The sequence below is a fragment of the Eubacterium sp. AM05-23 genome (assembly GCF_003477535.1).
GTDB lineage: Bacteria > Bacillota > Clostridia > Eubacteriales > Eubacteriaceae > Eubacterium > Eubacterium maltosivorans.
Window position 1 is genome coordinate 68,504 of record NZ_QUDF01000012.1, and the last position, 24,110, is coordinate 92,613.

At 40.3% G+C, this 24,110-nt stretch carries 22 protein-coding genes and 5 tRNA genes; all 27 read left to right on the forward strand.

Annotated features, from left to right (window positions below):
- The first annotated feature begins 80 nt into the window (after positions 1–80).
- The 27 genes from purR to DW091_RS15735 all read left to right on the forward strand — a co-directional run bounded on the left by purR (position 81) and on the right by DW091_RS15735 (position 24,088).
- On the forward strand, positions 81–884 hold the full coding sequence (purR, locus tag DW091_RS15605) for a pur operon repressor (RefSeq protein ID WP_058693572.1): 804 nt from the start codon (positions 81–83) through the stop codon (positions 882–884).
- Positions 885–1,020: 136 nt separating this feature from the next.
- On the forward strand, positions 1,021–1,347 hold the full coding sequence (spoVG, locus tag DW091_RS15610; RefSeq protein WP_013382058.1) for a septation regulator SpoVG: 327 nt from the start codon (positions 1,021–1,023) through the stop codon (positions 1,345–1,347).
- Positions 1,348–1,552: 205 nt separating this feature from the next.
- Positions 1,553–2,935: a bifunctional UDP-N-acetylglucosamine diphosphorylase/glucosamine-1-phosphate N-acetyltransferase GlmU gene (gene glmU / locus DW091_RS15615; protein WP_118518629.1), complete on the forward strand. Its 1,383-nt coding sequence runs from the start codon at positions 1,553–1,555 to the stop codon at positions 2,933–2,935.
- 34 nt (positions 2,936–2,969) lie between these two features.
- Positions 2,970–3,929: a ribose-phosphate pyrophosphokinase gene (locus DW091_RS15620; RefSeq protein WP_013382056.1), complete on the forward strand. Its 960-nt coding sequence runs from the start codon at positions 2,970–2,972 to the stop codon at positions 3,927–3,929.
- A gap of 6 nt (positions 3,930–3,935) precedes the next feature.
- Positions 3,936–4,547 (forward strand): aminoacyl-tRNA hydrolase, encoded by a 612-nt coding sequence (gene pth / locus DW091_RS15625; protein WP_058693574.1) that lies wholly within the window; start codon positions 3,936–3,938, stop codon positions 4,545–4,547.
- A 60-nt stretch (positions 4,548–4,607) separates the two neighbouring features.
- Positions 4,608–8,030 carry a transcription-repair coupling factor gene (gene mfd / locus DW091_RS15630; RefSeq protein WP_118518630.1) on the forward strand — a complete coding sequence of 1,141 codons (3,423 nt, stop codon included), beginning with the start codon at positions 4,608–4,610 and terminating at the stop codon, positions 8,028–8,030.
- 63 nt (positions 8,031–8,093) lie between these two features.
- The gene (locus DW091_RS15635; RefSeq protein WP_118518631.1) at positions 8,094–9,587 is read left to right on the forward strand and encodes a peptidyl-prolyl cis-trans isomerase; all 1,494 of its coding nucleotides are present in this window, start codon (positions 8,094–8,096) and stop codon (positions 9,585–9,587) included.
- 102 nt (positions 9,588–9,689) lie between these two features.
- Positions 9,690–11,300 carry a polysaccharide biosynthesis protein gene (locus DW091_RS15640; protein WP_118518632.1) on the forward strand — a complete coding sequence of 537 codons (1,611 nt, stop codon included), beginning with the start codon at positions 9,690–9,692 and terminating at the stop codon, positions 11,298–11,300.
- Positions 11,301–11,315: 15 nt separating this feature from the next.
- Positions 11,316–12,773: a nucleoside triphosphate pyrophosphohydrolase gene (mazG, locus tag DW091_RS15645; protein ID WP_058693578.1), complete on the forward strand. Its 1,458-nt coding sequence runs from the start codon at positions 11,316–11,318 to the stop codon at positions 12,771–12,773.
- Between the two features lie 109 nt (positions 12,774–12,882).
- On the forward strand, positions 12,883–13,158 hold the full coding sequence (locus tag DW091_RS15650; protein WP_058693579.1) for an HU family DNA-binding protein: 276 nt from the start codon (positions 12,883–12,885) through the stop codon (positions 13,156–13,158).
- Positions 13,159–13,218: 60 nt separating this feature from the next.
- On the forward strand, positions 13,219–13,458 hold the full coding sequence (locus DW091_RS15655) for an RNA-binding S4 domain-containing protein (protein WP_058693580.1): 240 nt from the start codon (positions 13,219–13,221) through the stop codon (positions 13,456–13,458).
- Between the two features lie 88 nt (positions 13,459–13,546).
- Positions 13,547–13,969, forward strand: coding sequence for a septum formation initiator family protein (locus DW091_RS15660; protein ID WP_074617485.1), 423 nt, complete (start codon positions 13,547–13,549; stop codon positions 13,967–13,969).
- Positions 13,966–14,919, forward strand: a complete 954-nt coding sequence (locus tag DW091_RS15665) for a Ppx/GppA phosphatase family protein (RefSeq protein WP_118518633.1) — start codon at positions 13,966–13,968, stop codon at positions 14,917–14,919. The genes DW091_RS15660 and DW091_RS15665 overlap by 4 nt, the downstream gene beginning before the upstream one ends.
- Before the next feature lie 88 nt (positions 14,920–15,007).
- Positions 15,008–15,096 (forward strand) — tRNA-Leu (locus DW091_RS15670).
- Between the two features lie 35 nt (positions 15,097–15,131).
- Positions 15,132–15,208, forward strand: a tRNA-Met gene (locus DW091_RS15675).
- Between the two features lie 14 nt (positions 15,209–15,222).
- Positions 15,223–15,299 (forward strand) — tRNA-Met (locus tag DW091_RS15680).
- A gap of 32 nt (positions 15,300–15,331) precedes the next feature.
- Positions 15,332–15,406, forward strand: a tRNA-Glu gene (locus DW091_RS15685).
- 37 nt (positions 15,407–15,443) lie between these two features.
- A tRNA-Val gene (locus DW091_RS15690) sits at positions 15,444–15,519 on the forward strand.
- Positions 15,520–15,567: 48 nt separating this feature from the next.
- On the forward strand, positions 15,568–16,983 hold the full coding sequence (gene tilS, locus DW091_RS15695) for a tRNA lysidine(34) synthetase TilS (RefSeq protein ID WP_118518634.1): 1,416 nt from the start codon (positions 15,568–15,570) through the stop codon (positions 16,981–16,983).
- Positions 16,973–17,506, forward strand: coding sequence for a hypoxanthine phosphoribosyltransferase (gene hpt / locus DW091_RS15700; RefSeq protein ID WP_058693584.1), 534 nt, complete (start codon positions 16,973–16,975; stop codon positions 17,504–17,506). Before tilS ends, hpt begins: the two co-directional genes overlap by 11 nt.
- A 74-nt stretch (positions 17,507–17,580) precedes the next feature.
- Positions 17,581–19,446, forward strand: coding sequence for an ATP-dependent zinc metalloprotease FtsH (ftsH, locus tag DW091_RS15705; protein WP_050814119.1), 1,866 nt, complete (start codon positions 17,581–17,583; stop codon positions 19,444–19,446).
- A gap of 81 nt (positions 19,447–19,527) precedes the next feature.
- On the forward strand, positions 19,528–19,926 hold the full coding sequence (locus DW091_RS15710) for a thioesterase family protein (protein ID WP_038353025.1): 399 nt from the start codon (positions 19,528–19,530) through the stop codon (positions 19,924–19,926).
- 18 nt (positions 19,927–19,944) lie between these two features.
- Positions 19,945–20,730 (forward strand): type III pantothenate kinase, encoded by a 786-nt coding sequence (locus DW091_RS15715; RefSeq protein ID WP_058693585.1) that lies wholly within the window; start codon positions 19,945–19,947, stop codon positions 20,728–20,730.
- Positions 20,731–21,705 (forward strand): tRNA dihydrouridine synthase DusB, encoded by a 975-nt coding sequence (dusB, locus tag DW091_RS15720; RefSeq protein WP_118518635.1) that lies wholly within the window; start codon positions 20,731–20,733, stop codon positions 21,703–21,705.
- Positions 21,698–22,432 carry a UPF0489 family protein gene (locus DW091_RS15725; protein WP_096920250.1) on the forward strand — a complete coding sequence of 245 codons (735 nt, stop codon included), beginning with the start codon at positions 21,698–21,700 and terminating at the stop codon, positions 22,430–22,432. The genes dusB and DW091_RS15725 overlap by 8 nt, the downstream gene beginning before the upstream one ends.
- A 103-nt stretch (positions 22,433–22,535) precedes the next feature.
- A complete protein-coding gene (locus tag DW091_RS15730; RefSeq protein ID WP_096920249.1) occupies positions 22,536–23,357 on the forward strand; it encodes a hypothetical protein in 822 nt (273 codons plus the stop codon).
- Between the two features lie 101 nt (positions 23,358–23,458).
- A complete protein-coding gene (locus tag DW091_RS15735; RefSeq protein ID WP_074617493.1) occupies positions 23,459–24,088 on the forward strand; it encodes a stage II sporulation protein M in 630 nt (209 codons plus the stop codon).
- Positions 24,089–24,110: the final 22 nt, after the last annotated feature.

Sequence of the window (24,110 nt, forward strand, 5' to 3'; positions counted from 1 at the left end):
CGAAAAAGACTTGCACTTTTTTTGAATATGAATAAAATTATAAATAGACTAAAAAATGTTCGGGTTTTATAGGTGAATAAATGAAAAAAAATGAACGTGTTTGTGCAATTACAAAAATATTGACAGACAACCCTAATAGGGTTCTGACCTATAATTATTTCAGCCAGCTTTTTGATGCGTCTAAAACAAGCGTTTGTGAAGACGTAGCAATTGTAAAAAGTGCGGTGGAAATGATGAAAATGGGAAAAATTGAAACAGTGTCCGGTGCGGCGGGTGGCGTTAAATATCTGCCAGTTGTGCCAGATGAAGAGGAAAGAGCAATTCTTTTGGAAATAGCAGAAAGACTCATGGAGCCTGAACGTAAAATTCAGGGAGGATTTCTTTATTACAGCGATATTCTGTCCAGCCCTTATTACGCGCAGCGTTTAGGGAAAATTATTGCGGGAAAATATCTTGAACAGGGCGTAGAGTATGTTGTGACGACAGAAACGAAGGGAATTCCCGTAGCCCTTGAGAGCGCGCGGTTTTTAAATGTTCCCATGACAGTTATCAGAAGGTCGAATAAAGTGACAGAGGGTACCACAACAAGCATGAACTATGTTTCCGGCTCGACGAATAAAATTAATACCATGTATCTGAGCCGGAGAGTCAACCTTGAGGGCAAAAAAGTATTGATTATTGACGATTTTATGAAAGGCGGGGGGACTGCTAAGGGGATGATGAATTTAATGGAGGAAGTTGGAGCTGTCATTATCGGACCCTGCGTTATATTTGTGACAGAAGAACCAAATGAAAAGCTTGTGGATAATTATTTACCACTATTGCGCATGTGTACCTCGTTAAATGACAAAGAAAAAACGCTTGTAGAGTTGACTGTGAAATGATGTCTATAAAATGGTGATAGAATACAAAATAATCGGGTAAGTTTTTGTTTTAATTTTGTCTGAAATATGGTACTATAATGTAAAGGTATAGTAAGATGTGATTTTATTTACTACAATCGAAGGGGAGGCTTACATTATGGTAATTACAGACGTAAGAGTAAGAAAAATTTATCCAACAGGGAAAATGAGAGGGATCGTATCGGTTACATTTGACGATGAATTTGTCGTGCATGATATTAAGGTAATCGAAGGACAGAATGGTTATTTCATTGCAATGCCTAGTAGAAAAACACCGGACGGAGATTTTAAAGACATCTGTCATCCGATCACCTCCAGTACCCGCAAGGAAATGCAAGGAATCGTTTTGGAAGCCTATGAAAAAGCAGTTTTGGAAAAAGCTGAAGAGACTGAGCCCGAAGAAATTGATCTTGAAGTAGATTTTGAAGATGATTCAGAAGAATAAGGGGTTCTATAATCATTTTAGTACAAACAGAAAAGCATTAAATTAAGAGGAGGGAACATGGTTCCCTCTTTTGACGTTTACAAAAGTAAATTAGCTGTAGACATTTATCACGATAAAGGGTATTATTTTTCATGGTAAAGAGTCCCTTTATATGAATGTTAATATAAAATTCAGGTTTTATACTGGAATATTGGAGAATTAAAAAATGAAATCAACCAAAACAGTGATTTTGGCTGCCGGTCATGGGACGCGGATGGTCTCTGAAAAACCAAAGGTACTCCATGAAGTCGGCGGAAAAGCAATGCTGGATTATGTCATTTCTGCCAGTGAAGCTGCTGGTGCGGATGATACCGCCGTAATTGTTGGCTATAAAGCAGATATTGTCAAAGCTGCTCTCCCCGAAAATATTATGGCGATCGAGCAAAAGGAACAGCTTGGCACAGGGCACGCCGTTCTTCAGGCACTGCCGTTCTTTGAAAATTTTAATGGCAATGTGCTTGTTTTAGTTGGCGACGCGCCACTGGTCCGTAAAGAGACATTGGAGGAGCTTGTAAAAGCACATGAAGACGGCGGCTTTTCAGCGACGGTATTAACTGCTGTTTTCGATGATCCGACAGGTTATGGAAGAATCGTCAAAAATGGTGATGAACTGATTAAAATTGTAGAGCACAAGGATGCGACCGACGAAGAACGCGGCATAAAGGAAATTAATTCTGGAATGTACTGTTTTGATGCACAGGCATTAAAGACAGCGTTGCAGGCAATTAATTCTGATAATGTCCAGGGTGAATATTATCTCACCGATACCATTGAAATTTTGAGGGGAATGGGTAAAAAAGTAGGTTCTTACCCTACTCCAGATGTGGATGATATAGCAGCTGTAAATTCAAAGGTGCAGTTGGCTGAAATTGGAAAAATCATGCGCCGCCGAATTAATACTTCCTTGATGGAAGCGGGCGCAATCATTATTGACCCTGAAAACACTTACCTGAGTGCAGAGACAAAGATTGGAAAAGACACCACTATTTATCCTGGCGTTATCACAGAAGGGAGGGTGATCATCGGAGAAAACTGTGTGATCGGTCATAACAGTCGTATTGTAAATTCCACCATTGCAGACGGCGTAGATATTCAGATTTCCACCGTATTAGACAGCTTTGTCGATGAGAATACCCATGTGGGTCCATACGCCTACTTGCGTCCTAACAGCCATATTGGAAAAAATGTCAAGGTTGGCGATTTTGTTGAGGTTAAGAATGCTGTTATGAAAGATGGCGCGAAGGCGTCGCATTTAACCTACATCGGCGATGCTGAAGTTGGAAAAAATGTTAATCTGGGCTGTGGCACGGTTTTTGTGAATTATGACGGTACAAACAAGTACCGCACGGTCGTTGAAGATAATTGCTTTATCGGCTGCAACAGTAATCTGGTTTCTCCGGTAACAGTAAAAGAAGGTTCCTATGTCGCAGCCGGCTCAACCATTACCGATGATGTACCGGAAGATACTCTGGCTGTTGCGCGTGCCCGTCAGGTAAATAAAGAAGGGTATGCCCTTCAGATGAAACAAATTAAAAAAATCAGTAAATAATTAAATTTAAATAAAATATGAGGTGCAAAAAAAGATGGATGGAAAATTTGGCGGAATTAAGATCATTGCGGGTAATTCCAACAGAAAATTAGCCGAGGATATCGCAGACTATTTGGAAGTACAGCTGTGCAATGCAGATATTCTTCATTTCAGTGATGGGGAAATTGGTCTTAATGTATTTGAATCTGTTCGTGGAGCAGATGTTTACGTTATCCAGTCAACAGGGAATCCTTGTAATGACAATCTGATGGAGCTGTTGATTATCATTGACGCGATGCGCAGAGCTTCAGCGGGCCGTATCAATGCGGTTATTCCTTATTATGGCTATGCAAGACAGGATCGTAAAGCAAAATCCAGAGATCCGATCACAGCGAAACTGGTCGCAAATTTGATTACAACGGCTGGCGCAGACCGTGTTATTACCATGGATCTTCATTCCAATCAAATCCAGGGATTCTTTGATATTCCTTTAGATCATTTATCCGGCGGCGGCTTAATCGCTGAATATTTTAAAAATCTTCGTCTGGATGACATGGTGGTTGTGTCACCGGATGCAGGAAGTGTTAAGCGTTCCAGAAAATTAGCGAGAACTCTGGAATGTCCTTTTGCAATTATTGATAAGCAGCGTCCAAGACCAAATGTTACTGAAGTCATGAACGTCATTGGTAATGTTGAAGGAAAGAATTGTATCTTGATTGATGATATGATCGATACTGCCGGAACCATTACAACAGGTGCTGACGCTTTGATGAAGCTGGGAGCAAAATCGGTGCGGGCGGCTTGTACTCACGGAGTTTTCTCTGGTCCAGCCATTGACAGAATCCAGAATTCAGCCATTGAAGAGTTGATTACCCTGGACACGCTTGTAGTTCCAGAAGAAAAAAGGATTGATAAAATCAAAATCCTTTCTACCGGAACTTTATTTGGCCGCGCCATCGACTACGTTCATTTTGGCCGTTCTCTTAGTAAATTATTTTCAGAAAGATACGTATAAACTTTCATGTATTTGATTATAGGACTTGGCAATCCAGGCAGAGAGTATGCCTTAACACGCCATAATATTGGATTTGAGGCGGTTGACTATATTGCAGACCAAAAGAATGTCCAGATTACAAAGGATGAGCACGAAGGATTAACAGGCGTTTATTTTGAGAATGGCGAAAAAGTAATGTTGATTAAACCAATGACCTATATGAATAACAGCGGCCTTTGTGTAGAGGAACTGGTATCCTATTATGATGTGCCGCTGGAGAATACGTTGGTTATTTATGACGATATTGATCTTGATCCAGGCAAGATAAGAATAAGGAAAAAGGGAAGTGCGGGAACGCATAATGGTATGCGCTCGATTATCTATCAGCTTCAAGATCAAAATTTTCCAAGAATTCGGATAGGAATTGGGAAAAAGCCGCCTCAATGGGATTTGGCAAACTATGTTCTTAGTAAATTTACACCGGATGAAATGGAAGTAATGCGTGAAGCAGTAAAAAAAGCGGCAGAAGCGGTACAGTACTATATAAATGAAGATATCGATTTTGCCATGAACCGTTTAAATCGGAAAGAAAAAGCCGAGAAAGCAGAAAAAAAGGATTCTGAGGTTCAGAATCAGTAAAATAAATAAGTACAAAGCCCGGGTCAGTTGATCCGGGCTAGTGCTGTATAAGGAGAGGAAATGGATCGACTGTTTAATGACTTAAAAGGAACACCTAAAATCGAAAAAATATTTGAAGCCATTGAAGAATCCATAGGGGTTAATCTCTCAAATGTCAAGACTGGCCTAAAAGGTTTTTTAACGCTTTTGACCTATGAACATTTTGATACGAATGTTTTGTTTATCACCCATTCCGATAGAGATGCTCAAAAAAAGGCTGAAATTCTGAGAAAGTTCAGAGATACTGATGTGTTATACTATCCTCTGGAGCCGGTTCATGATTATTTTTCGGATGCTCATAGCCAGGATATTGCTCATCAGCGTATGACCGTGATTGAAAAGCTGTTTTCGGGAAAAAAATATATTATCGTAGCATCAATTGACAGCATTTTGAAAAAAATGGTTTCCAGGGAAGCCATGGAAGCGCTGTTTTTTTCAATTAACAATGGTGATACCTTTGATTTGGAAGCATTGGTTGTAAAGCTTGTGAGCTTGGGCTACGAAAGAGTTTATCAGGTAGAGTCGAAGGGACAATTTGCGCTGCGTGGTGGAATTTTAGACATCTACAACGTAACCTCTGATGATGCTGTCCGTATTGAGTTTTTTGATGATGAAGTGGACTCAATGCGTCTTTTTGATGTTGACAGTCAGCTGTCATATAATCAGATCGAAAATGTTCGCATAGCGCCTGCAAAGGAAATCGTTTTGTCTGAGCAAGAGCGGCAGAAAATTTTTAAAATGATCCATAAAAAATATGATGGAAACGAGCTTTATATGGAGCTTGTTGAAAAGCTTGAGCAGGAAGGCGCCCAATATGACGAAACTTTGTTTACCTTTATTAAGGAAAACGACTCCTTTATGGATTATGTGGGAAAAAATATTGTTATCTGGGATGAGTATACGCGGATCAAAGAAACCTATGATATCTTTATTAAAAAGACATGGCTGGATTATGAGTCGCTCATAACGCAAGGATACATTTTGCCTGAGGAAAAAAATAAGTTTTTTACTTTCCATTATGTTGAAAAGAGCCTTGAAAACTGTCCTTCGGTTAAAGAGTATCTTTTTAACAGCAGAGCAAAAAAGGGAATGAATCTGGATATGAATTCCCGCGATCTTGAAAGCTTTGCGGGTCAGTTTCCATTATTTTTAGAGTTTTTGAACCGCCGGCTTACCTTAGGATACCGGATTCACATCTGCTGTAGAACCGAGAAGACTCGTGAAACGGTCAAGCAATACCTGGTAGACCAGGAGGTCTTTAATTTTGTGGAGAATGAAGGGCCGGGTATACAGCTCTCTGTCGGCGAAATTTCTGAAGGCTTTGAGATGGAAGACGAAAAAGTTGTCTATATTAACGAGTCTGAGATCTTTAAAGAAAAACGTGTTTCCCAGAGAAAGAAAAAACACAAGGGAAGAAAGATTGACTCCTTTGCTGAGTTACATGTAGGAGATTATGTTGTTCATGATGTGCATGGTATTGGGATATACCGTGGGATTGAGCAACTGACGATTGATAATGTAACCAAAGATCTGATGGTCATCGAGTATGCCGGAGATGCCAAGCTTTATATTCCAGTAGAACAGATGGATTCAGTCCAGGTCTATATTGGTACGGGCGGCGATAAAAAACCAAAGGTTAACCAGATGGGAAATCCCGACTGGCAGAAGGCTAAAAATAAAGCTCAAAAAGCAGTCGAAGATATGGCCGACGAGCTCATCGCGCTGTATGCTAAAAGACGTTCGATGAAGGGATACGCTTTTAGTCCAGATACATCGTGGCAAAAAGAGTTTGAGGACGATTTTCCTTACGTTGAAACGGAAGACCAGCTGCGCTGTGTTGAAGAGATTAAAGCGGATATGGAATCAGAAATACCGATGGATCGTCTTTTATGCGGTGATGTTGGGTATGGAAAGACAGAGGTAGCCCTGCGGGCGGCTTTTAAAGCCATCATGGAAGGAAAACAAGTAGCAATGCTGGTTCCAACGACGATTTTGGCACAACAGCATTACAATACTGTTTTAGACCGATTTCGGAAATACCCTATCAGTGTAGAGGTGATCAGCCGTTTCAGGACCTCTGGACAGCAAAAGAAAATTTTAGGAGATCTGGCACTTGGCAAGCTGGACATGATTATCGGCACACACCGCCTGTTATCGCAGGATGTTCATTTTAAAGACCTGGGGCTGCTTATTATCGATGAGGAGCAGCGCTTTGGGGTGCGGTCTAAAGAAAAAATAAAACAGTTGAAACAGAATGTCGATGTTTTGACCTTAAGTGCAACCCCGATCCCGCGTACATTACATATGTCGATGACGGGTGTACGCGATATGAGTGTTATTGAAGAGCCTCCAGAAGGAAGACGGCCGGTTCAAACTTATGTTATGGCTTATAATCCGCTGATTATCCAGGATGCCATCAATCGTGAGCTTGGTCGCGGAGGACAGGTTTACTATGTCCATAATCGTGTTCACGATATCCATGAGGTTGCCATTGATGTCCAGAGTCTCGTACCAGACGCGAGAATTGTAGTGGCGCATGGCCGGATGAGCGGCAGTGAGCTGGAGGATATAATGGTTGATTTTTTAAATCATGACTTTGATATCCTGGTGACAACGACCATTGTTGAGTCTGGGTTAGATGTCAAAAATGCCAATACCATGATTATAGATGAGGGAGATCATTTCGGACTTTCCCAGCTCTATCAGCTGAGAGGGCGTGTCGGAAGATCTGATGTTCAGGCCTATACTTACGTTACCCATAAAAAAGAAATTCTGACTGAAATTGCACAAAAGCGTTTAAAAGCCATCAAGGATTTTACAGCCTTTGGGTCAGGCTTTAAGGTGGCTATGCGCGACCTTGAAATTCGTGGGGCAGGTAATATTTTGGGTGCAGAGCAGTCGGGACATCTATTTAAGATTGGTTATGAACTGTACTGCCGTATTTTGGAAGAGGCGATCAGTAAACGCATGGACGGCGTAGAAGTAGAAACTGAAGAGCCGATTCGTATCAATTTAGATATTGACGGCTATATTCCTGAACGCTATATCAGCAGTGAAGAGCTGAAATATGATATTTATAAAAAACTTACATTTATTAAGACAATTGAGGATTATGATGATTTTGAAGAAGAGCTCCTTGATCGTTTTGGGGATATACCAAATGGCGTTTACAATCTGATGGCCATTGCTATGATTAAAAATATGGCTTCTGCCATCGGAGTCAAAGAGATCAAACAAAAGGGACAGTTTATCTATCTGACCTTTAGTGAGAAAAGGGAAGTCTTTGTGCCGGATGCTGAAAAAATGCCGGAATTAATCCGTAAATATAAAGTGAAATTTAAAGCAGGAAAAGCCAATGAAGCGTGCTGGAGCTTTAATTTGTCATCGGTCAAAGATAAAGATATTTTAAAAGAAATTATTTCATTTTTTGAGGATTTAAAATAATTAAGATGTCATTAAGATAAAATATGTTAAAATATAAAAATCACAATTTTTAAGGAGAGCAAAATGCATAAGAATAAGATCAGGGGAGTTGTATTGGCTTTAGCGGTTACGCTGGGGATTACAACACTGACAACCGGTTGTTCATTGGTTTCTGTCAACCCAGAAAAGGATAACCAGCAGGTTATAGCAGAAATTGACGGACAGTCTATGACAAAAGAGTCTTTTAATAACTATATGGCGTATTATGACCTGTACTACACGGCTAACGGAAGTTCAATGCCAACAGGGTCTAAACTGACTGAATTTAAAAAAGATTTGCTGGATAGTCTGGTTCAGGTTGGAGCCATGACTGCTCAGGCTAAAAAGGACAACGTTACAATCGATGAGGGGGCTGCCGAAAGTCAGGCTCAAACGGCGCTGGACAGCTTAAAAACGTCAGCAGGAAATAAATATGACAGTACTTTATCCAAATATAACACCAATAATGATTCTTTTACACAATTTATGAAAACTTTCATGGTTGACAACAGCTATGCCAGTGAGTGCTATTCCAAGCATATGGACTATCTGAAAGAACATCCTGAGGAAGAGCTGGATCAGGTGGTTGGAAAAATCAATGATGAAGAAATCAAACGTGGGATTTATAATTATTACTACATTAATGAGGAAATGACATCCTATTATTCTGGCGGACAGGGACTGCAGACAGATGATGCGAGTATCAAAGAAACAAATGAATCGATTTTTAATTCAATTGCCCAAAATAAAGCACTGGTTAAGTACTGCGAAGAGAATAATATTGAAATAAAGCAGGAAGAGATCGACAATGCGCTTCAGACAAAACAGTCTATCCAGAAAATGATGTTTCAGACAGATGATGAACTGAATCAGTACCTTGAAAATTATTTCCTCACAAAAGAAAAATATGACGAATATCAAAAGGAAGACGCTAAGGGAACCGCTGCGGGTCAGGCAATCCAGGCAAAAGTTACAGAAGATGTCAAAGCCAGTGACGCAGACTTGCGCAAATATTATAAAGAGCATAAGGATTCTTATGATGAAAGCACAGTTTCAGCAGAGCATATTCTGACAGAGGATGAAACTTTGGCAAATGAAATTTACGATAAAGCAAAAGATGTAAAGACAAAAGAAGATTTTGAGAAAATTATGAACGAATACAAATCCAATGAAAAAGTAAAAGAAGCAACGGATTTGGGTGCTTTCAATAAAGAAAAAATGGTTAGTGAATTCTCAGACGCAGCCTTTGGAATGGATAAAAACAGTGTCAGCAAACCGGTAAAAACAGAGTATGGTTACCACATTATTTATGTTTATGATAAAAATGATGCCGGAGAAGCCAGCTTTGAGGATAAAAAGGATGAAATAGCCGAGTCTGTAAAAGAGGAAAAGGGCACAGAAGATTATAACAAACTAAAAGAAGATTTGCTGAAAAAAGAGAAAATTGATATCTATGATATTAAGACAACGCTTGAAAGCTATATGGATCAGCTGAAATCCGAATTGAACATTCAAGTTTATGAAAAGAAAGTTCAATAGCTATAATGAGTCAAAGGCTTGCTGCAAGGCAGGCCTTTTAAATTTGCGTATCCACTGCAAAAAAGTTATAATGATACTTATTTCGTTGAAAGAGGTTTTCAAGTGAGTAAAAAAGCGAGCAGTTATCTAAAGGGAGCGACAATTCTGGCAGTGGCCGGGATTCTTTCGCGCCTCCTTGGGTTGTTCTACAAGGTGCCAGTATATAACCTTGTCGGGAGCTATGGTAATGGCATATACAGCAATGTCACAAATGTTTATAATTTGTTGCTGATGGTTTCAACAGTGGGGCTACCGGTGGCAATTTCCAAGATGATTTCTGAAAATATCGCCATCAAGGATTATCTGGCGGCTCATAATGTGTTTAAGGTATCTTTCTGGACGCTGTTAATTATGGGTGGACTCTCCACTGCCTTTCTTTTTCTGGGAGCAGACTGGCTGATTACTGTCGCAAACTGGCCAGGGGAAAGCTTTCCGGCTATTATGGCCATTGCGATGGCACCGCTTATTATAGCGATCTGCTCATCCTTCAGAGGCTTTTTTCAGGGCTTTCAGATTATGAATCCCACAGCAATCTCTCAGATTATTGAACAGATCGTTCGTGTGGGATTAGGTGTTTTTTTGTGCTGGTATTTTGTTTCCAGTGGAATGGGCGTCGGAATGGGCGTCGGCGGAGCTGTTTTTGGAGCAACCGCTGGCGGTCTGTTTGCCATGCTGTTTCTCTGGTTTTTATACTGGGCTTTTACAGCGGCCAATAAAAAGATCTTAAAACAAACAAGCCGTCCAGTCCCTTTGACGAGCAAACAGATATTTAAGCGCCTTGTTATCATTGCGATTCCAGTCACCTTGACTTCTGCCATTGTTTCACTGTTTTCAATGATCGACTCAATGATCTATATTCCAAGATTGGCGCTTGCAGGGGTGGATGCGCATACAGCTACCACTATGATTGGTGATTTTGCCAATGCCGATACGCTGATCAATATTCCACTTGTCATCAGCGGAACCCTTGCTGTCGCTATGATACCGGCCATTTCAGAATCTTTTGCCCTTCGGGATAAAAGGGCAATGGGACATAAAATCGACGTCGCTATCCGGTTAGTTATTATGGTGGCTTTGCCTTGTTGCATAGGCCTTTCGGTGCTTTCGCAAGGAATCTTTGATATCCTTTTTCAGGGCTCACCCTATGGGCCGGAAATTTTAAAATATTACGCTTACGCGACCATTTTTATGATGCTTTCCAATACATTCCAAAGCATCCTACAGGCCATTGATCGTTTTAGAGTACCGTTGATTAATCTTGCCATTGCCATTATTATCCGTTTTGTAACAGGGTGGATCTGTCTGGCAGTGCCAGCTTTTAATATTTATGGGATTGTTATCAGCAGTATGATTACATTTGTTTATTTAACAGTATCCAATTATATTTGCGTCAAGCGTTTCACGGGATTTCAGATGGACGTAAAGCAAACTCTTTTCAAACCTCTGGTTTCTGCGATTATGATGGGACTTGCCACATGGGGCGTTTATGCATTGGTAAGCATGATTGCCGGGAATTTTATCGCAGTAGTGACAGCGATAGTGGCCGCTGTTGTGGTGTATTTTTTCCTGATGATTTTGATTGGTGGAATTACAGAGGAAGAGATGGCCATTCTGCCCGCACAGAAAATCATCGAGCCGGTTTACAGGAAAATTAGAGGAATTTTATATCGCTAGAATAGAGGAGAAATCATGTCACAAATTAGCATTGTTGGTCTGGGTCCTGGCGCTTTTGGCCAGTTGACTGTAGAAACGCTGGAATTACTTCAAAATGAAAACAAAAACTATTTCAGGACAGCGATCCATCCGGTGGTTAAGGAACTGGAAAAACGTGGAATAATGTATTGCAGTTTTGATGAGCTGTATGAAGGGTGCGACTGCTTTGAGGATGTTTATGAGAGCATTGCAAAGCAACTTGTTCAAAAAGCAGAGTCCGGCGAAACGTTGGTCTATGCGGTTCCTGGAAACCCATTGTTTGGAGAACAAAGCGTCGTTGATTTAATGCGTAAATGTCAGGAAAAGAATATAAGCTATCAAATTTATTCGGGAGTAAGCTTTGTGGATATCTCTATGACAGCATTGAGAGAAGATCCGGTTAATGGACTGAAAATTATTGACGCCTTTGAAATAAATGAGCAAATTCCAGATAAGGCCATGGGCAACTTGATTACTCAGGTTTTTAACCGTCATATGGCTTCAGAGGTTAAACTTTTTCTTTTAGATTATTACCCAGACGATTATCCTGTTGTTTTACTCATAAATGCAGGTATTCCAGGCCAGGAGCTCATTAAGGAGGTCCCTTTGTGCGAGATGGACTGGGTGGAGGAAATTAATCATTTAACCACGCTCTACATCCCGCCGGATAAAAAGGATTTAAGAAGCTACCAAAAGTTACTTGAAATTATGGAAATTCTTAGAAGTCCGGAGGGATGTCCCTGGGACAGAAAACAAACACACGAGAGTCTCAAAGCATATTTGCTGGAGGAAACTTATGAGGTGATGGACGCCATTGAGACAGACGATACAGAGAATCTCGTAGAGGAATTGGGAGATTTACTTTTTCAGATTGTATTTCACGCGCAGCTTGGCAGAGAAGAAGGCCTTTTTACAATCAATGATGTTCTGGAAGAAATTAACAAAAAGATGGTGCGCCGGCATCCTCATGTTTTTATGACCTCTGAGGAGATTTCAACCGAAAAAGTCCTGACCAATTGGGATGAGATTAAAAAAACGGAAAAACAGACACAAACACTCGCAGATGAAATGGAGCGTATCCCCAAAGCGTTTACTGCATTAATGGAGGCCTGTAAGGTTCAGTCTAAAGCAGCAAAGGTAGGGTTCGATTGGGAAGATCCTTTGGATGCACTCGAGAAAGTTGCCGAAGAAGAACAGGAAGTAAGAGCAGAAATTTTAAGCAAATGTCCAGATAAATTGGAAGAAGAACTGGGAGATCTGCTGTTTGCGGTTGTCAATGTTGTTCGTCTGTCGAAAATTCAACCGGAAATTGCGTTGCGCAAAGCGACCCAAAAGTTTATTATGCGTTTTAAAGAAATGGAAAAAATTACCCTAAATGAACAAAAAAGTATGCTTGATTATGACCTTAATGGCCTTGAACAACTGTGGCAGCTGGTGAAATCCTTAAAAAACTAAGGTTTTTAGCTAAAAATACAGAAAATGCTTGTATTTTTTAGCGAAACGTGATTATAATAATAATCATAAAAATTAAAACATAAAGATCACACTTTACGGAGGGATAAGAATGAACAAATCAGAATTAATTGCCGCTATGGCAGAAAAATCGGGATTATCTAAAAAGGACTCTGAAAAAGCTTTAGGTGCTTTTATGGATACCGTTGTTGACGCCTTAAAGGAAGGCGACAAAGTTGCTCTGGTAGGTTTCGGTACTTTTGATGTTCGTGAAAGAGCTGCTAGAACCGGTTTAAATCCAAGAACCAAAGAACCAATCGAAATTGCTGCTTCAAAAGCTCCAGCATTTAAAGCAGGAAAAGCATTTAAAGATGAATTAAACAAATAATCAAAGGGAGGGCCGGAGCAATATTGCTCCGGCCCTTTTGATTTTTAGAAAGGAAAGACAATGCGAGTTGATAAATTTTTAAAAAACGCCCGTTTAATCAAACGACGTACCGTAGGAAAAGCGGCATGTGATGGCGGGCGGATTACCATCAATGGAAAGGAAGCAAAGCCTGGCAGTCGTTTGAAAGTTGGTGATATTCTTACAATAGCATACGGCGATGGCGAACAGAAAATTGAAGTTTTAGAGCTGTTGGAACACGCACCCAAGGATAAAGCAACAGAAATGTACAGAGAACTTTAGATTAAGATTTGACTGTGTTTTATAGTTTATAATAGCTGAATGAAATGGATTATGTTACAATAAATAAAAAACAGGTGGTGAAAAAACAGTGGCAGAAAAGAAAAAAAATGGCCTTCGAAGGCGCTTTAAGCCTAAAATGGGGACAATTATTGTGACTCTTGCGCTTTTAATCTTTGTTGGCACGCTGTTTGGAACCAACGCCATGAAAATTCATCAGCTTAATGCTCAAAAGGCAGATATTCAATCCAAGCTGGACGAGGCGGAAAAGAAAAGTAAACAGCTGGACGAAGATATTAAACAAATTGGAACAAAAAATTATATAGAACTCATTGCACGAAAATATCTGGGACTTTATTATCCAGACGAAAAGATTGTGGTACCTGTAGAGGGCAAAGACAATAATGGACAGAATAATAATGAGCAGCCGGCAGAGCAGCCGACACCGACAACTGATGAAAGCAGTCAGGATCATGCCAATAGCGATGAGCAGCAAAGTGAGGAAAACGAATGAGTGAATCAAGTGTACCTAAAGAACCCAAAATCAATCGAGCTGTGATTGATATCGGAACAAATTCGACGAGGATGCTGATATTTAGAAAAGATAAAAAAGGTCAGCTCTTTCGTGTTAATAAATCAGTCCGATATACTCGGATGGGCCAGGGGGTTAATAAGACAAAACGCCTTCATCCAGATGCGATCAAGCGAAATATTGAGGCTTTAGAGGAGTATAAAAACATTGCTGAAGATTATGAAGTAAAAGAAATGTTTATTTTTGGTACAAGTGCGCTCCGGGATGCTGAAAATTCTTTGGAATTTATTGATTTAGCTGCGCAAAAACTTGGAATGAAGGTAGAGATTATTTCAGGCGAAAAAGAGGCGGAATATGGCTTTATCGGCGTCTCGCAGTGTTTCGATGAGGGACTGCTTATTTTTGATATTGGGGGCGGCAGCACTGAATTGATTTATGGGCAAGGCCGGAATCTCATAAAAATGAAAAGTCTGGATATCGGGAGTGTCCGTTCTACAGAAGCCTTTATTGAGAATGATCCCCCAAAAGAGGAGGAAGTGAATCGGTTAAACCAAAATGCAGCCGAGGCGCTTGAGAGAGCTCTTGTTGATTATGAAGCGTACAAGCCCTATAAGCTGATTGGCATAGGCGGAACGGCGACAACAGTATCCACAATCAAACAGAAGTTGAAAATTTATGACAGTGAGCAGGTGCATCAGAGTGTTGTTACCAAAACAGAGCTTGAATCCATTATTCGGAATCTTTCATCAAAAACAATTGACGAACGCCGCCAGATCGTTGGACTGGAGGCTAAACGCGCTGATATTATCATCGCTGGTACCAGCATACTCGATAATATTTTGAAAGTTACTGGAAAAGATTCATTTGTTGTTTGTGACTATGACAATCTGGAAGGCGCGGCATACAGCCGTTTTCTCGCGAATAAAAAATAAACAAAAAAAAATTAAAAAAGTGTTGACATTAAGTTTCCCAGGCTGTATAATAACACTTGTCCTCAGAAATGAGGCAGCCACACTGAGTGCCGGAGTGGCGGAACTGGCAGACGCACAGGACTTAAAATCCTGCGATCCTTTTCGATCGTATCGGTTCGATTCCGATCTCCGGCACCACTATTAGTAAGACGCAGTTGCGTCTATTATATTGTCGCGGGGTGGAGCAGCTTGGTAGCTCGTCGGGCTCATAACCCGGAGGTCGTAGGTTCAAATCCTGCCCCCGCAACCAAATTCTTAAATTATGGCGGCGTAGCTCAGTTGGCTAGAGCATACGGTTCATACCCGTAGTGTCAGCGGTTCGACTCCGTTCGCCGCTACCATTAATTTAATAACAAGATGTTAGATTAGTTCCGGCCCCTTGGTCAAGCGGTTAAGACACCGCCCTTTCACGGCGGTTACGGGGGTTCGAATCCCCCAGGGGTCACCATTTTGTTTTGAAAAGTTAATATCTTAATTTTGTACGTGGTCGCTTAGCTCAGCTGGGAGAGCACCTGCCTTACAAGCAGGGGGTCATAGGTTCGAGCCCTATAGCGACCACCATTTTTTTATTCAGAATTAATTGAACTTTGAGATGAGCGTTAAATTATCATGGAAGAAAAGCTTTTACAATACATTTCTGATAACGGACTGATAATGGCCGGCGATCGCATTCTAATCGGAGTATCCGGTGGTGCTGATTCGCTGGCCTTGTTGTATTTTTTGAAAAAGTACCAAGGATTGTTGAATATTGAAATTGCAGCCGCGCATTTAAATCATAAGATCAGGGGAAAAGCGGCAGAGGAGGACCATGCTTTTGTAAAAGAATATTGCATTAAACAGTCCATTTTACTTTATGATAAATCGGTAGAAGTTGTTCGGCTGGCAAAAAAGAATAAAATTTCCCTTGAAGAGGCTGGAAGAGAGGCAAGATATGCTTTTTTTAAAGAACTTCAAAGCTCGAAAGCTTATAATAAACTGGCTTTAGGACATCACCTTAACGACCAGGCAGAAACAGTTTTAATGCGTCTGATTCGTGGCACTGGTATAAAAGGAGCGGCAGGAATGCTTTCAGAAACAAAAGGGGAAAGCAATATAATCCGTCCATTGCTATGTGTGGATAAAGAGACTGTTATTTCTTATTGCCAAAAGAATGGTTTGTCTTATCGAACCGACGATACTAACTTTGAAGCGGATGTCACAAGAAACAAATTAAGATTAGAAATCCTTCCACAGCTTAGGGGGATTAATCCAAGGGTTGAAGAGCATTTAGCAGAATTTGCTTTGCTTGCACATGAGCATGAGCTGTTTTTGCAAAATTCTGTTGCTGAGTTGAGCGTAAATATGATTACAAAAAAAAGTAATCGGGTATATCTTAATTTAGAGATGTGGCGGCAGCAGCTTCCACTTCTTCAAAAAGAACTTTTGCGTCATATGATTTTGCAGCTTAAGGGTAGTTTAAAAGAAATAGAGTACAATCATATCCTATGCGTTAAGCAGCTGCTTTTATCTGAAAAGACGGTCTGGGAGCTTCATTTGCCACATGGCATGCAGGCTGTCAGGCGATACGATCTTTTTTGGATAGAGACAAAAAAAGTGGCTGTTATCCCGAAAATGGGCTGCTATGAATTGCTGCCAGATAAAGCGTATTACTTTGCAAAAGAAGGTTTGTGGATTAAACTGACAGTGGTTCGGGAAGAATCTATAAAAAATTCAAAAGAATTAAAAAATCATAGTGAAAAATATTTTGATTATGGTAAAATAAGAGGAAAGCTTTATTTGAGAAATCGTCGACCAGGTGATTTTTTCAACCCTGTTGGCATCATAGGCAGAAAAAAGATAAAAGATTATTTCATTGATCGAAAGATTGAGCGTGAAAAGCGTGATGCGGTTCCACTGTTAGCAGTAGGGTCAGAGATAATCTGGATTTTGGGATATGCGATTAACCGAAACTATCAGGTAAGCGCTGAGACTAAGAGCGTTCTTAAAGTTCAGTATCAAATAATAGGAGAGAAATTTGGCGTTTGATTTTGATAGAATCTTAATAGAAAAGCATATAATAGAGAAAAGAGTTTCTGAACTTGGAAAAATGATTTCATCTGATTATGCAGATGAAGAACTTTTGGCAATTTGTATCTTGAAGGGAAGTATCTTGTTTTTTGCAGATTTGATAAGATATTTGAGTATTCCTGTCAAAATTGATTTTATCAAGGCATCCAGTTATGGAAAGCGTACCAGCACTTCAGGAAAGGTGAAGATTGACGACCTTTTATCGAATGAGATAAAGGGCCGGAACGTGCTTCTGGTAGAAGATATTGTGGACAGTGGTTTTACCATAAAGCGTATCTTAGATTTTTTTACGGAGCAAGGCGCTTTCGATGTCAGAGTTTGTACTTTGCTTGATAAACCGGACCGGCGAGTGGCGGATGTGGAGCCCGATTATTCAGGTTTTGTTATTCCGGATGAATTTGTTGTCGGGTATGGAATGGATTTTGATCAAAAATATCGAAATTTGCCGTATATTGCTGTTTTGAAAGAAGCAGAAAAATAATATTTGAAATTAGAAACTATTCAATGACTTATTTTATATGAAAGGAGTGATAGAATTTGAATAAATATCTAAAAATGATAGGGTTTTACTTAGTGATTTTGCTGATCATTATCGTGGCGGTTACTTTTTTAAATCCAATGCAGTCTGATGTTAAAACTTTAACATATAGCGAACTGTTAAGTAATTTAGACCAAAAGCAGGTTTCTGAAATAGAGATTAATCAGTCTTCTGTAAAAGGGAAACTTGCGAATGGTGACAGCTTTGAAGCCATTGTGCCTCAATATCTTATTGATGAACAAATCAGCGATTATATTACAGGAAACCCGGATCAGAACATTGAAAAGAATCCGAATATGAATGTGACGGTTGCAAAACCACAGGATTCCTGGTGGATTTCTTTGATTCCTTCAGCAGTTATTATTATCCTGATGGTTGTTTTCTTTATGATGTTTGCAAATCAGTCTGGCGGAGGCGGAGGAAAGGTTATGTCCTTCGGTAAAAGCAAGGCGAGAATGCACACCGATGCAGACAAGAAGGTCACCTTTGCGAATGTAGCGGGAGCAGATGAAGAAAAAGAAGAGTTGGAAGAAATTGTCGATTTTCTAAAATCTCCGGAGCGTTATAACAAGCTTGGTGCGCGTATTCCAAAGGGGGTTCTCTTAGTGGGCCCTCCAGGTACAGGGAAAACACTGCTCGCGCGCGCGGTTGCAGGTGAAGCGGGTGTTCCGTTTTATATCATTTCCGGTTCGGATTTTGTTGAAATGTTTGTAGGGGTTGGTGCTTCACGAGTAAGAGATCTGTTTGAGACAGCAAAGAAAAGCGCTCCCTGTATCATCTTTATTGATGAGATTGACGCAGTTGGCCGTCACAGAGGTGCAGGCCTTGGTGGTGGACACGATGAGCGTGAACAGACCCTTAACCAATTATTGGTTGAAATGGATGGATTTGGCATTAATGAAGGAATTATTGTTATTGCCGCGACAAACCGTCCGGATATCCTCGACCCCGCTTTACTGCGTCCAGGCCGTTTTGACCGTCAGGTGTTAGTCGGTGTGCCGGATGTTAAAGGGCGTGAGGAAATTCTCAAGGTTCATCAGAAGGATAAACCATTGGATTCTTCTGTCGATTTAGGTGTAATTGCCAAGGGGACACCAGGCTTTACCGGAGCTGACCTTGAAAACTTAATGAATGAGGCAGCCCTGTTGACTGCCCGTAAAAAAGCAAAGGTTATTACGATGGTAGAGCTTGAAGAAGCTATTAAACGCGTTATTGCTGGTCCTGAAAAGAAAAGCAAGGTAGTCGTTGAGTCGGACCAGAAAATCACAGCATACCATGAAGCGGGGCATGCCATTGTTATGGAATATCTCCATAACGGTGAAGAAGTTCATGAAATTTCCATTATTCCGCGTGGCATGGCTGCGGGATATACAATTTCGCTTCCAAGTGATGACAGCCAGCATATGAGTAAAGGGAAGCTGATGGATAAAATTGCTGGTCTGCTTGGTGGACGTGCAGCTGAAAAAGTTGCCCTTGACGATATTTGCACAGGTGCTTCCAACGACATTGAGCGCGCTACCAGCATTGCCAGAAAGATGGTTACAGAATGGGGTATGAGTGAACATCTTGGCCCAATGACCTTTGGTCATGACGATGGCGGCGAAGTATTCTTAGGGAGAGATCTTGGGCGTTCGCGTAATTACAGCGAAGAAGTTGCAGCGGTTATTGATAAGGAAATTCGAAATATTGTCGAGACAGCCTTTGAAAGAGCCTGCTTGATTTTAACCGAGAAAAAGGATAAGCTGGTTGAAATTTCAGAACATCTTCTGGAAGTTAACACCATTACAGGTGAAGAATTCAGAGCGATGTACAGCCGTTTGCCTTTAGATGATGGCAAACCTTTGGACGAAGGTAATATCGGCGATCCGGTACCGGAAGTTTAAAAAGTAAATAAACAGAAAAGCCGTTAGCAATAACGGCTTTTTTCGCTAATAGACGACCAAGAAAAGAAGGGAATAATTAAGATGCAAGAACTTAAAGTTGGTATGGAGCTTAAAAAAGATTATATGGTAACCCGTACTGAAACGGCTCAGACAATGGGGAGTGGAGGGCTTGAGGTCCTGGCAACCCCGATTTTAGTGGCATGGGCTGAAAATGCGGCCTATGAGATGGCAGAGCTGTGCTTGCCCGACGAGCAGACAACAGTTGGGGTCAACATTAATTTAAACCACATTGCAGCCACACCAGTGGGAATGAAGGTGCGCATAAAGGTGGTGCTTACCAATATTGAAAGCAGACGTTTGGATTTTACAGTAGAAGCCTGGGATACCGTTCAAAAGATTGGCGAAGGAACACACCAGCGCTTTGTTGTTCAGAAGATGAAGTTTATGGGGAAAGTTCTCCAGAAAAAAAATCCTAAGTAGACAGAGGTAGAATAGCGCATGATTTTAGTCATTGATGTAGGAAACACAAATACAGAAATCGGGGTCTTTAAAGACGACGAAATCCTCTGCTCCTGGCGATTTGTTTCAAAAACGCCCAGGACCTCTGATGAATATGCAGTAATGTTTCAGGGATTTTTTGAAAATGATCATCTGGATTACCATGAAGTTGAAAGCGTGATAGCAGCTTCTGTAGTCCCCAATATTATGTATTCTCTCAATAATGGGATAAAAAAACTATTTGGCGTTGAGCCTCTTGTGGTGGGTCCAGGGATAAAAACAGGGATGCCCATTCAAACCAGCGATCCGGCAGAAGTGGGCGCAGACCGGATTATCGATGCTGTAGCTGCGTACAATCTATATGGCGGACCAGTCATTGTACTGGATTTTGGAACAGCGACCACCTATGATTATGTCGATAAAAACGGCGCGTTTGTCGCTAAGGTCACTTCACCTGGTATACAGATTTCGGCCGAGGCACTTTTCAGGAATGCCGCTCAGCTTCCCAATATTGCAATTGAAAAACCTGCCTCGATATTGGGGAAGGATACTGTTACCAGCATGCAGGCCGGTTTAGTTTATGGTTATATTGGCCAGGTTGAGTATATTGTCTCAAGGATGATTGAAGAAATAGGGACAAAGGGTATTAAGGTAGTTGCAACAGGAGGCTATGGAAGAATGTTCCATGAGGAGACAAGAGCCATTGATATATTTGATCCTCAGCTTTCATTAAAAGGCCTTAAGATAATTCATGATAAAAACATAAAGACATCCAGAGGAAGATAGATGTTTAAAATAGGAAATATAGAAATAAAGAGTCGTATATTTCTAGCACCGATGGCAGGTTATACTAACCTGCCATTTCGTTTGATTGCTAAGAAATACGGGGCAGGCGTTGTTTTCAGTGAAATGATCAGCGGCAAGGGACTTTATTATAAGGACAAAAAGACAGCGGAGTTAATGCTTACCTGTGATCAGGAAACGCCGGCAGGAATTCAGCTTTTCGGGTCAGAGCCTGAAATATTAAGCGAAGTTGTGGAAAAATATATTAATCCCACCGCATTTGCATTTTTGGATTTTAACGCTGGTTGTCCGGCGCCCAAGATTGTTAAAAATGGCGAAGGTTCAGCATTGATGCGAAACCCAAAACGTCTTGGAGAGGTTGTCCGAGCCATAAAAAAAGCAAGTAAAAAGCCTGTTATTATTAAAACACGTATCGGCTGGGATGCTCAGAACGTTAATGTAAGAGAAGTGGCTGAAATTATTGAGGAAGCAGGAGCCGATGCTCATACCATCCACGGCAGAACGCGTGAAGCTTTTTATTCAGGAAAAGCAGACTGGAAAATTATCGGTGAAGTCAAAAAAAACAGCAAAATTCCTATTATTTTAAATGGCGATGTAGACAGTGGTGAAAAGGCTGTCGAGGCCTTTGAAACGATTGGCTGTGATGCTGTGATGGTTGGCCGGGCCTCGGTCGGCAATCCGTTTATTTTTCGTGAAATTAATTATCGGCTTTCTACAGGTGAGACATTGCCGATGCCCACCCCGGAAGAAAGGATTCAGACCGCCATTAAACACGTTGAACTGGTTGATATGATGAAGCGGCCCGAAGCGGCCATTAAGGAAATGCGAAAGCATTTGGCCGCTTATACAAAAGGTCTGAAGAACGCGACCAATCTGAGAAATGAAATTTTTAAGGTATGTACAAAAGAAGAAGTCCTGACACTTTTAAACCAATACATGGAAGAAAATTATGGTTGATAAGCTTTTAAAAGAACAAAATTTGCGGATTATTCCTTTTCGTGAAAAGAAAATTTTTATTGTGGACAATCATCAATATGCTTTGCTGATATGGGCCAGAGAAGCGCTAAAGCGTGGTATTCCCGGCATATTAGTCAGTATTGATTACCATCCTGACACCAATCCCCCTTTTTGGCTGTATGCTTATCAAAAAGCAGTGGCCGTTGATCCGGAAAGAGAAGAAAAACTGTTTTCTTTATTTCAGAAAAAAATTTTGGGAACCATTGATCCGTTGAATTTAAATACTCTGGCTGAAAAGATGCCCTTAATGCGAAATGATGAGCATATCAATGCAGCTATGGAATTGGGGTATCTTATAGATTATCATATGATTAATTGTATGGAAAAACATTGTTATACGACGGGAAATCATTATCTGGTGCCTGAGGAAAAGTTTGGGACATTAAAAAATGAAATGTTTAGTGCAGCAGGATTTGATTTATCATTCTTAAGCAATCAGGCACATCTGTTTCTAATTTTAGATATTGATCTTGATTATTTTATGAGGCAGGAGAATTTTATTGCTTCACCCAGCGAAATGTCTGTTTTTAGAAAACTGCTTAAAAAAGCAGATGTTATCACCTGCGCCCGGTCTGCTACATATTTTGAGCATTTGAAAATGGAAAGTTTTACCATCGAAGAATGTGAGAATAGTCTGATTGCATTGATAAAACAATTCATAGAATAAAACGGAAAACGCTTAAATATTAAATTCTTTTTGTTTTTTCAGACAGATTAAACCAAGTATGCTAAAATAGAGAAAAAGTTCTGAAGGAGCGTTTGTATATAGAATGAAAAATCTTTATGAAGAAGAATGGTTCAGTAGACTCTATGCTGTTATTTGCGTATTGATTCTGTTGGTCGGTTTTGGTATACAGAATCTTTTAGTGTTAATGCTTCCGTTTATTTTAGCTGGGGGATATTTCTTTTTTAAATTTAGAAAAGAGGATGAAAACCGATTTTTGTTTCGGATGCTGATTCTTATGGCGGTTTTGCCCTTTATTTTAGCATTTGTTTTTATTCTCTGTGGCGATATAAGAAATGCCTGGTTCAATGCATATAATGTCAATCAGTGGGTTATGATCTTTACAGGCCTCTTAATTTATGCCGGAACACTGACATTGGCGTTCAGTGCGTTTTATGTTAACAGAGGATATGGCGCTGGAAAAAAGAATGAAAAAGAACCGATTGATGTTGCGAAGCTATCTTTTATTACATTGTATCCCCAAAATGGAAAAAAGGTTGAGAGCCTTCCAATGCCAGGAGATCTAGAGCATCATAAACAGCTGGTAATTCCGATTAATAAAAAAACAGATTGGGTAAAAATTCCGTGCCATCTTAAAAATGAAAGTGATTTGCCTGTTATCAGCATTGGGCTGGAAGCATTAAATGAAGAGATAAAGGGTACAAAGGGCATGGATCATGCGTTACTCATACCTCCGCATAATACGATTGGAATCGACCTGTATATTCCACTGACATCGGCGAAGGATGTTGATATTAAATGTAGTTTTAAAAATGTGCTGGGAGAAAAAACAGCAGGCTTTTTACATTTAGATAAAACAGGTGATGTCTATCATGGAATTTATAATTTGAGGATTGTAGAAGCTTAAATGAAGCACCTCGATGGGGGTGCTTTTATTATTTTAAAATAATTGCGCTTTGAAGAAAATGCAAGTATAATGGAATTAATATAGTCACGAGGAGAAAACCGATGAATTTTATTAAAGAGCAATATTTTCAGGTCGGGAAATTTTTGAGATCAAAAATCCTTTGGATTTTTATTATTCTGTCATTTGTATTTTTAGGGGTCAGTGTCCTGCTTTATTTTGTGTTGCTGGAACATCAGGAAATGGTGGTAGCGCTGTTCAAGCAATTTACAGAAGCTATTTTAAGTAAGGATATATTAGGCGCAGATGGCCGTATTTCATCTGGCGGTCTGTTTTTTAATAATCTCCAGGCTACAACCATATCGATACTGCTGGGCTTTATGCCTTTTTTATTCCTTCCGGTATGGGTTATGCTTGTTAACGCAGGTTCACTGTCCGTTGTTTTTGCAATGATAAAAATGACGGGAGCTGCCTCCGTTGGAAAGATGATTATATTTGGAATTCTACCGCATGGTATTTTTGAGCTAACAGCTCTGTTTTTAGGAATTTCTTTGGGGTTTTATATTTGCAAGACATTGTGTATCATTGTCTGTAAATCCAATTCAGGTATCCGGCTTAAGGATGAGCTTATTAACGTGCTGAGAACTTATTTGCTGATCATTGTTCCACTACTGATTATTGCAGCGCTGATCGAAAGCTACCTTACCCCTTTGTTAATAAATTTTGCCATATAAAAAGATAAAGCAGTGTCCATTG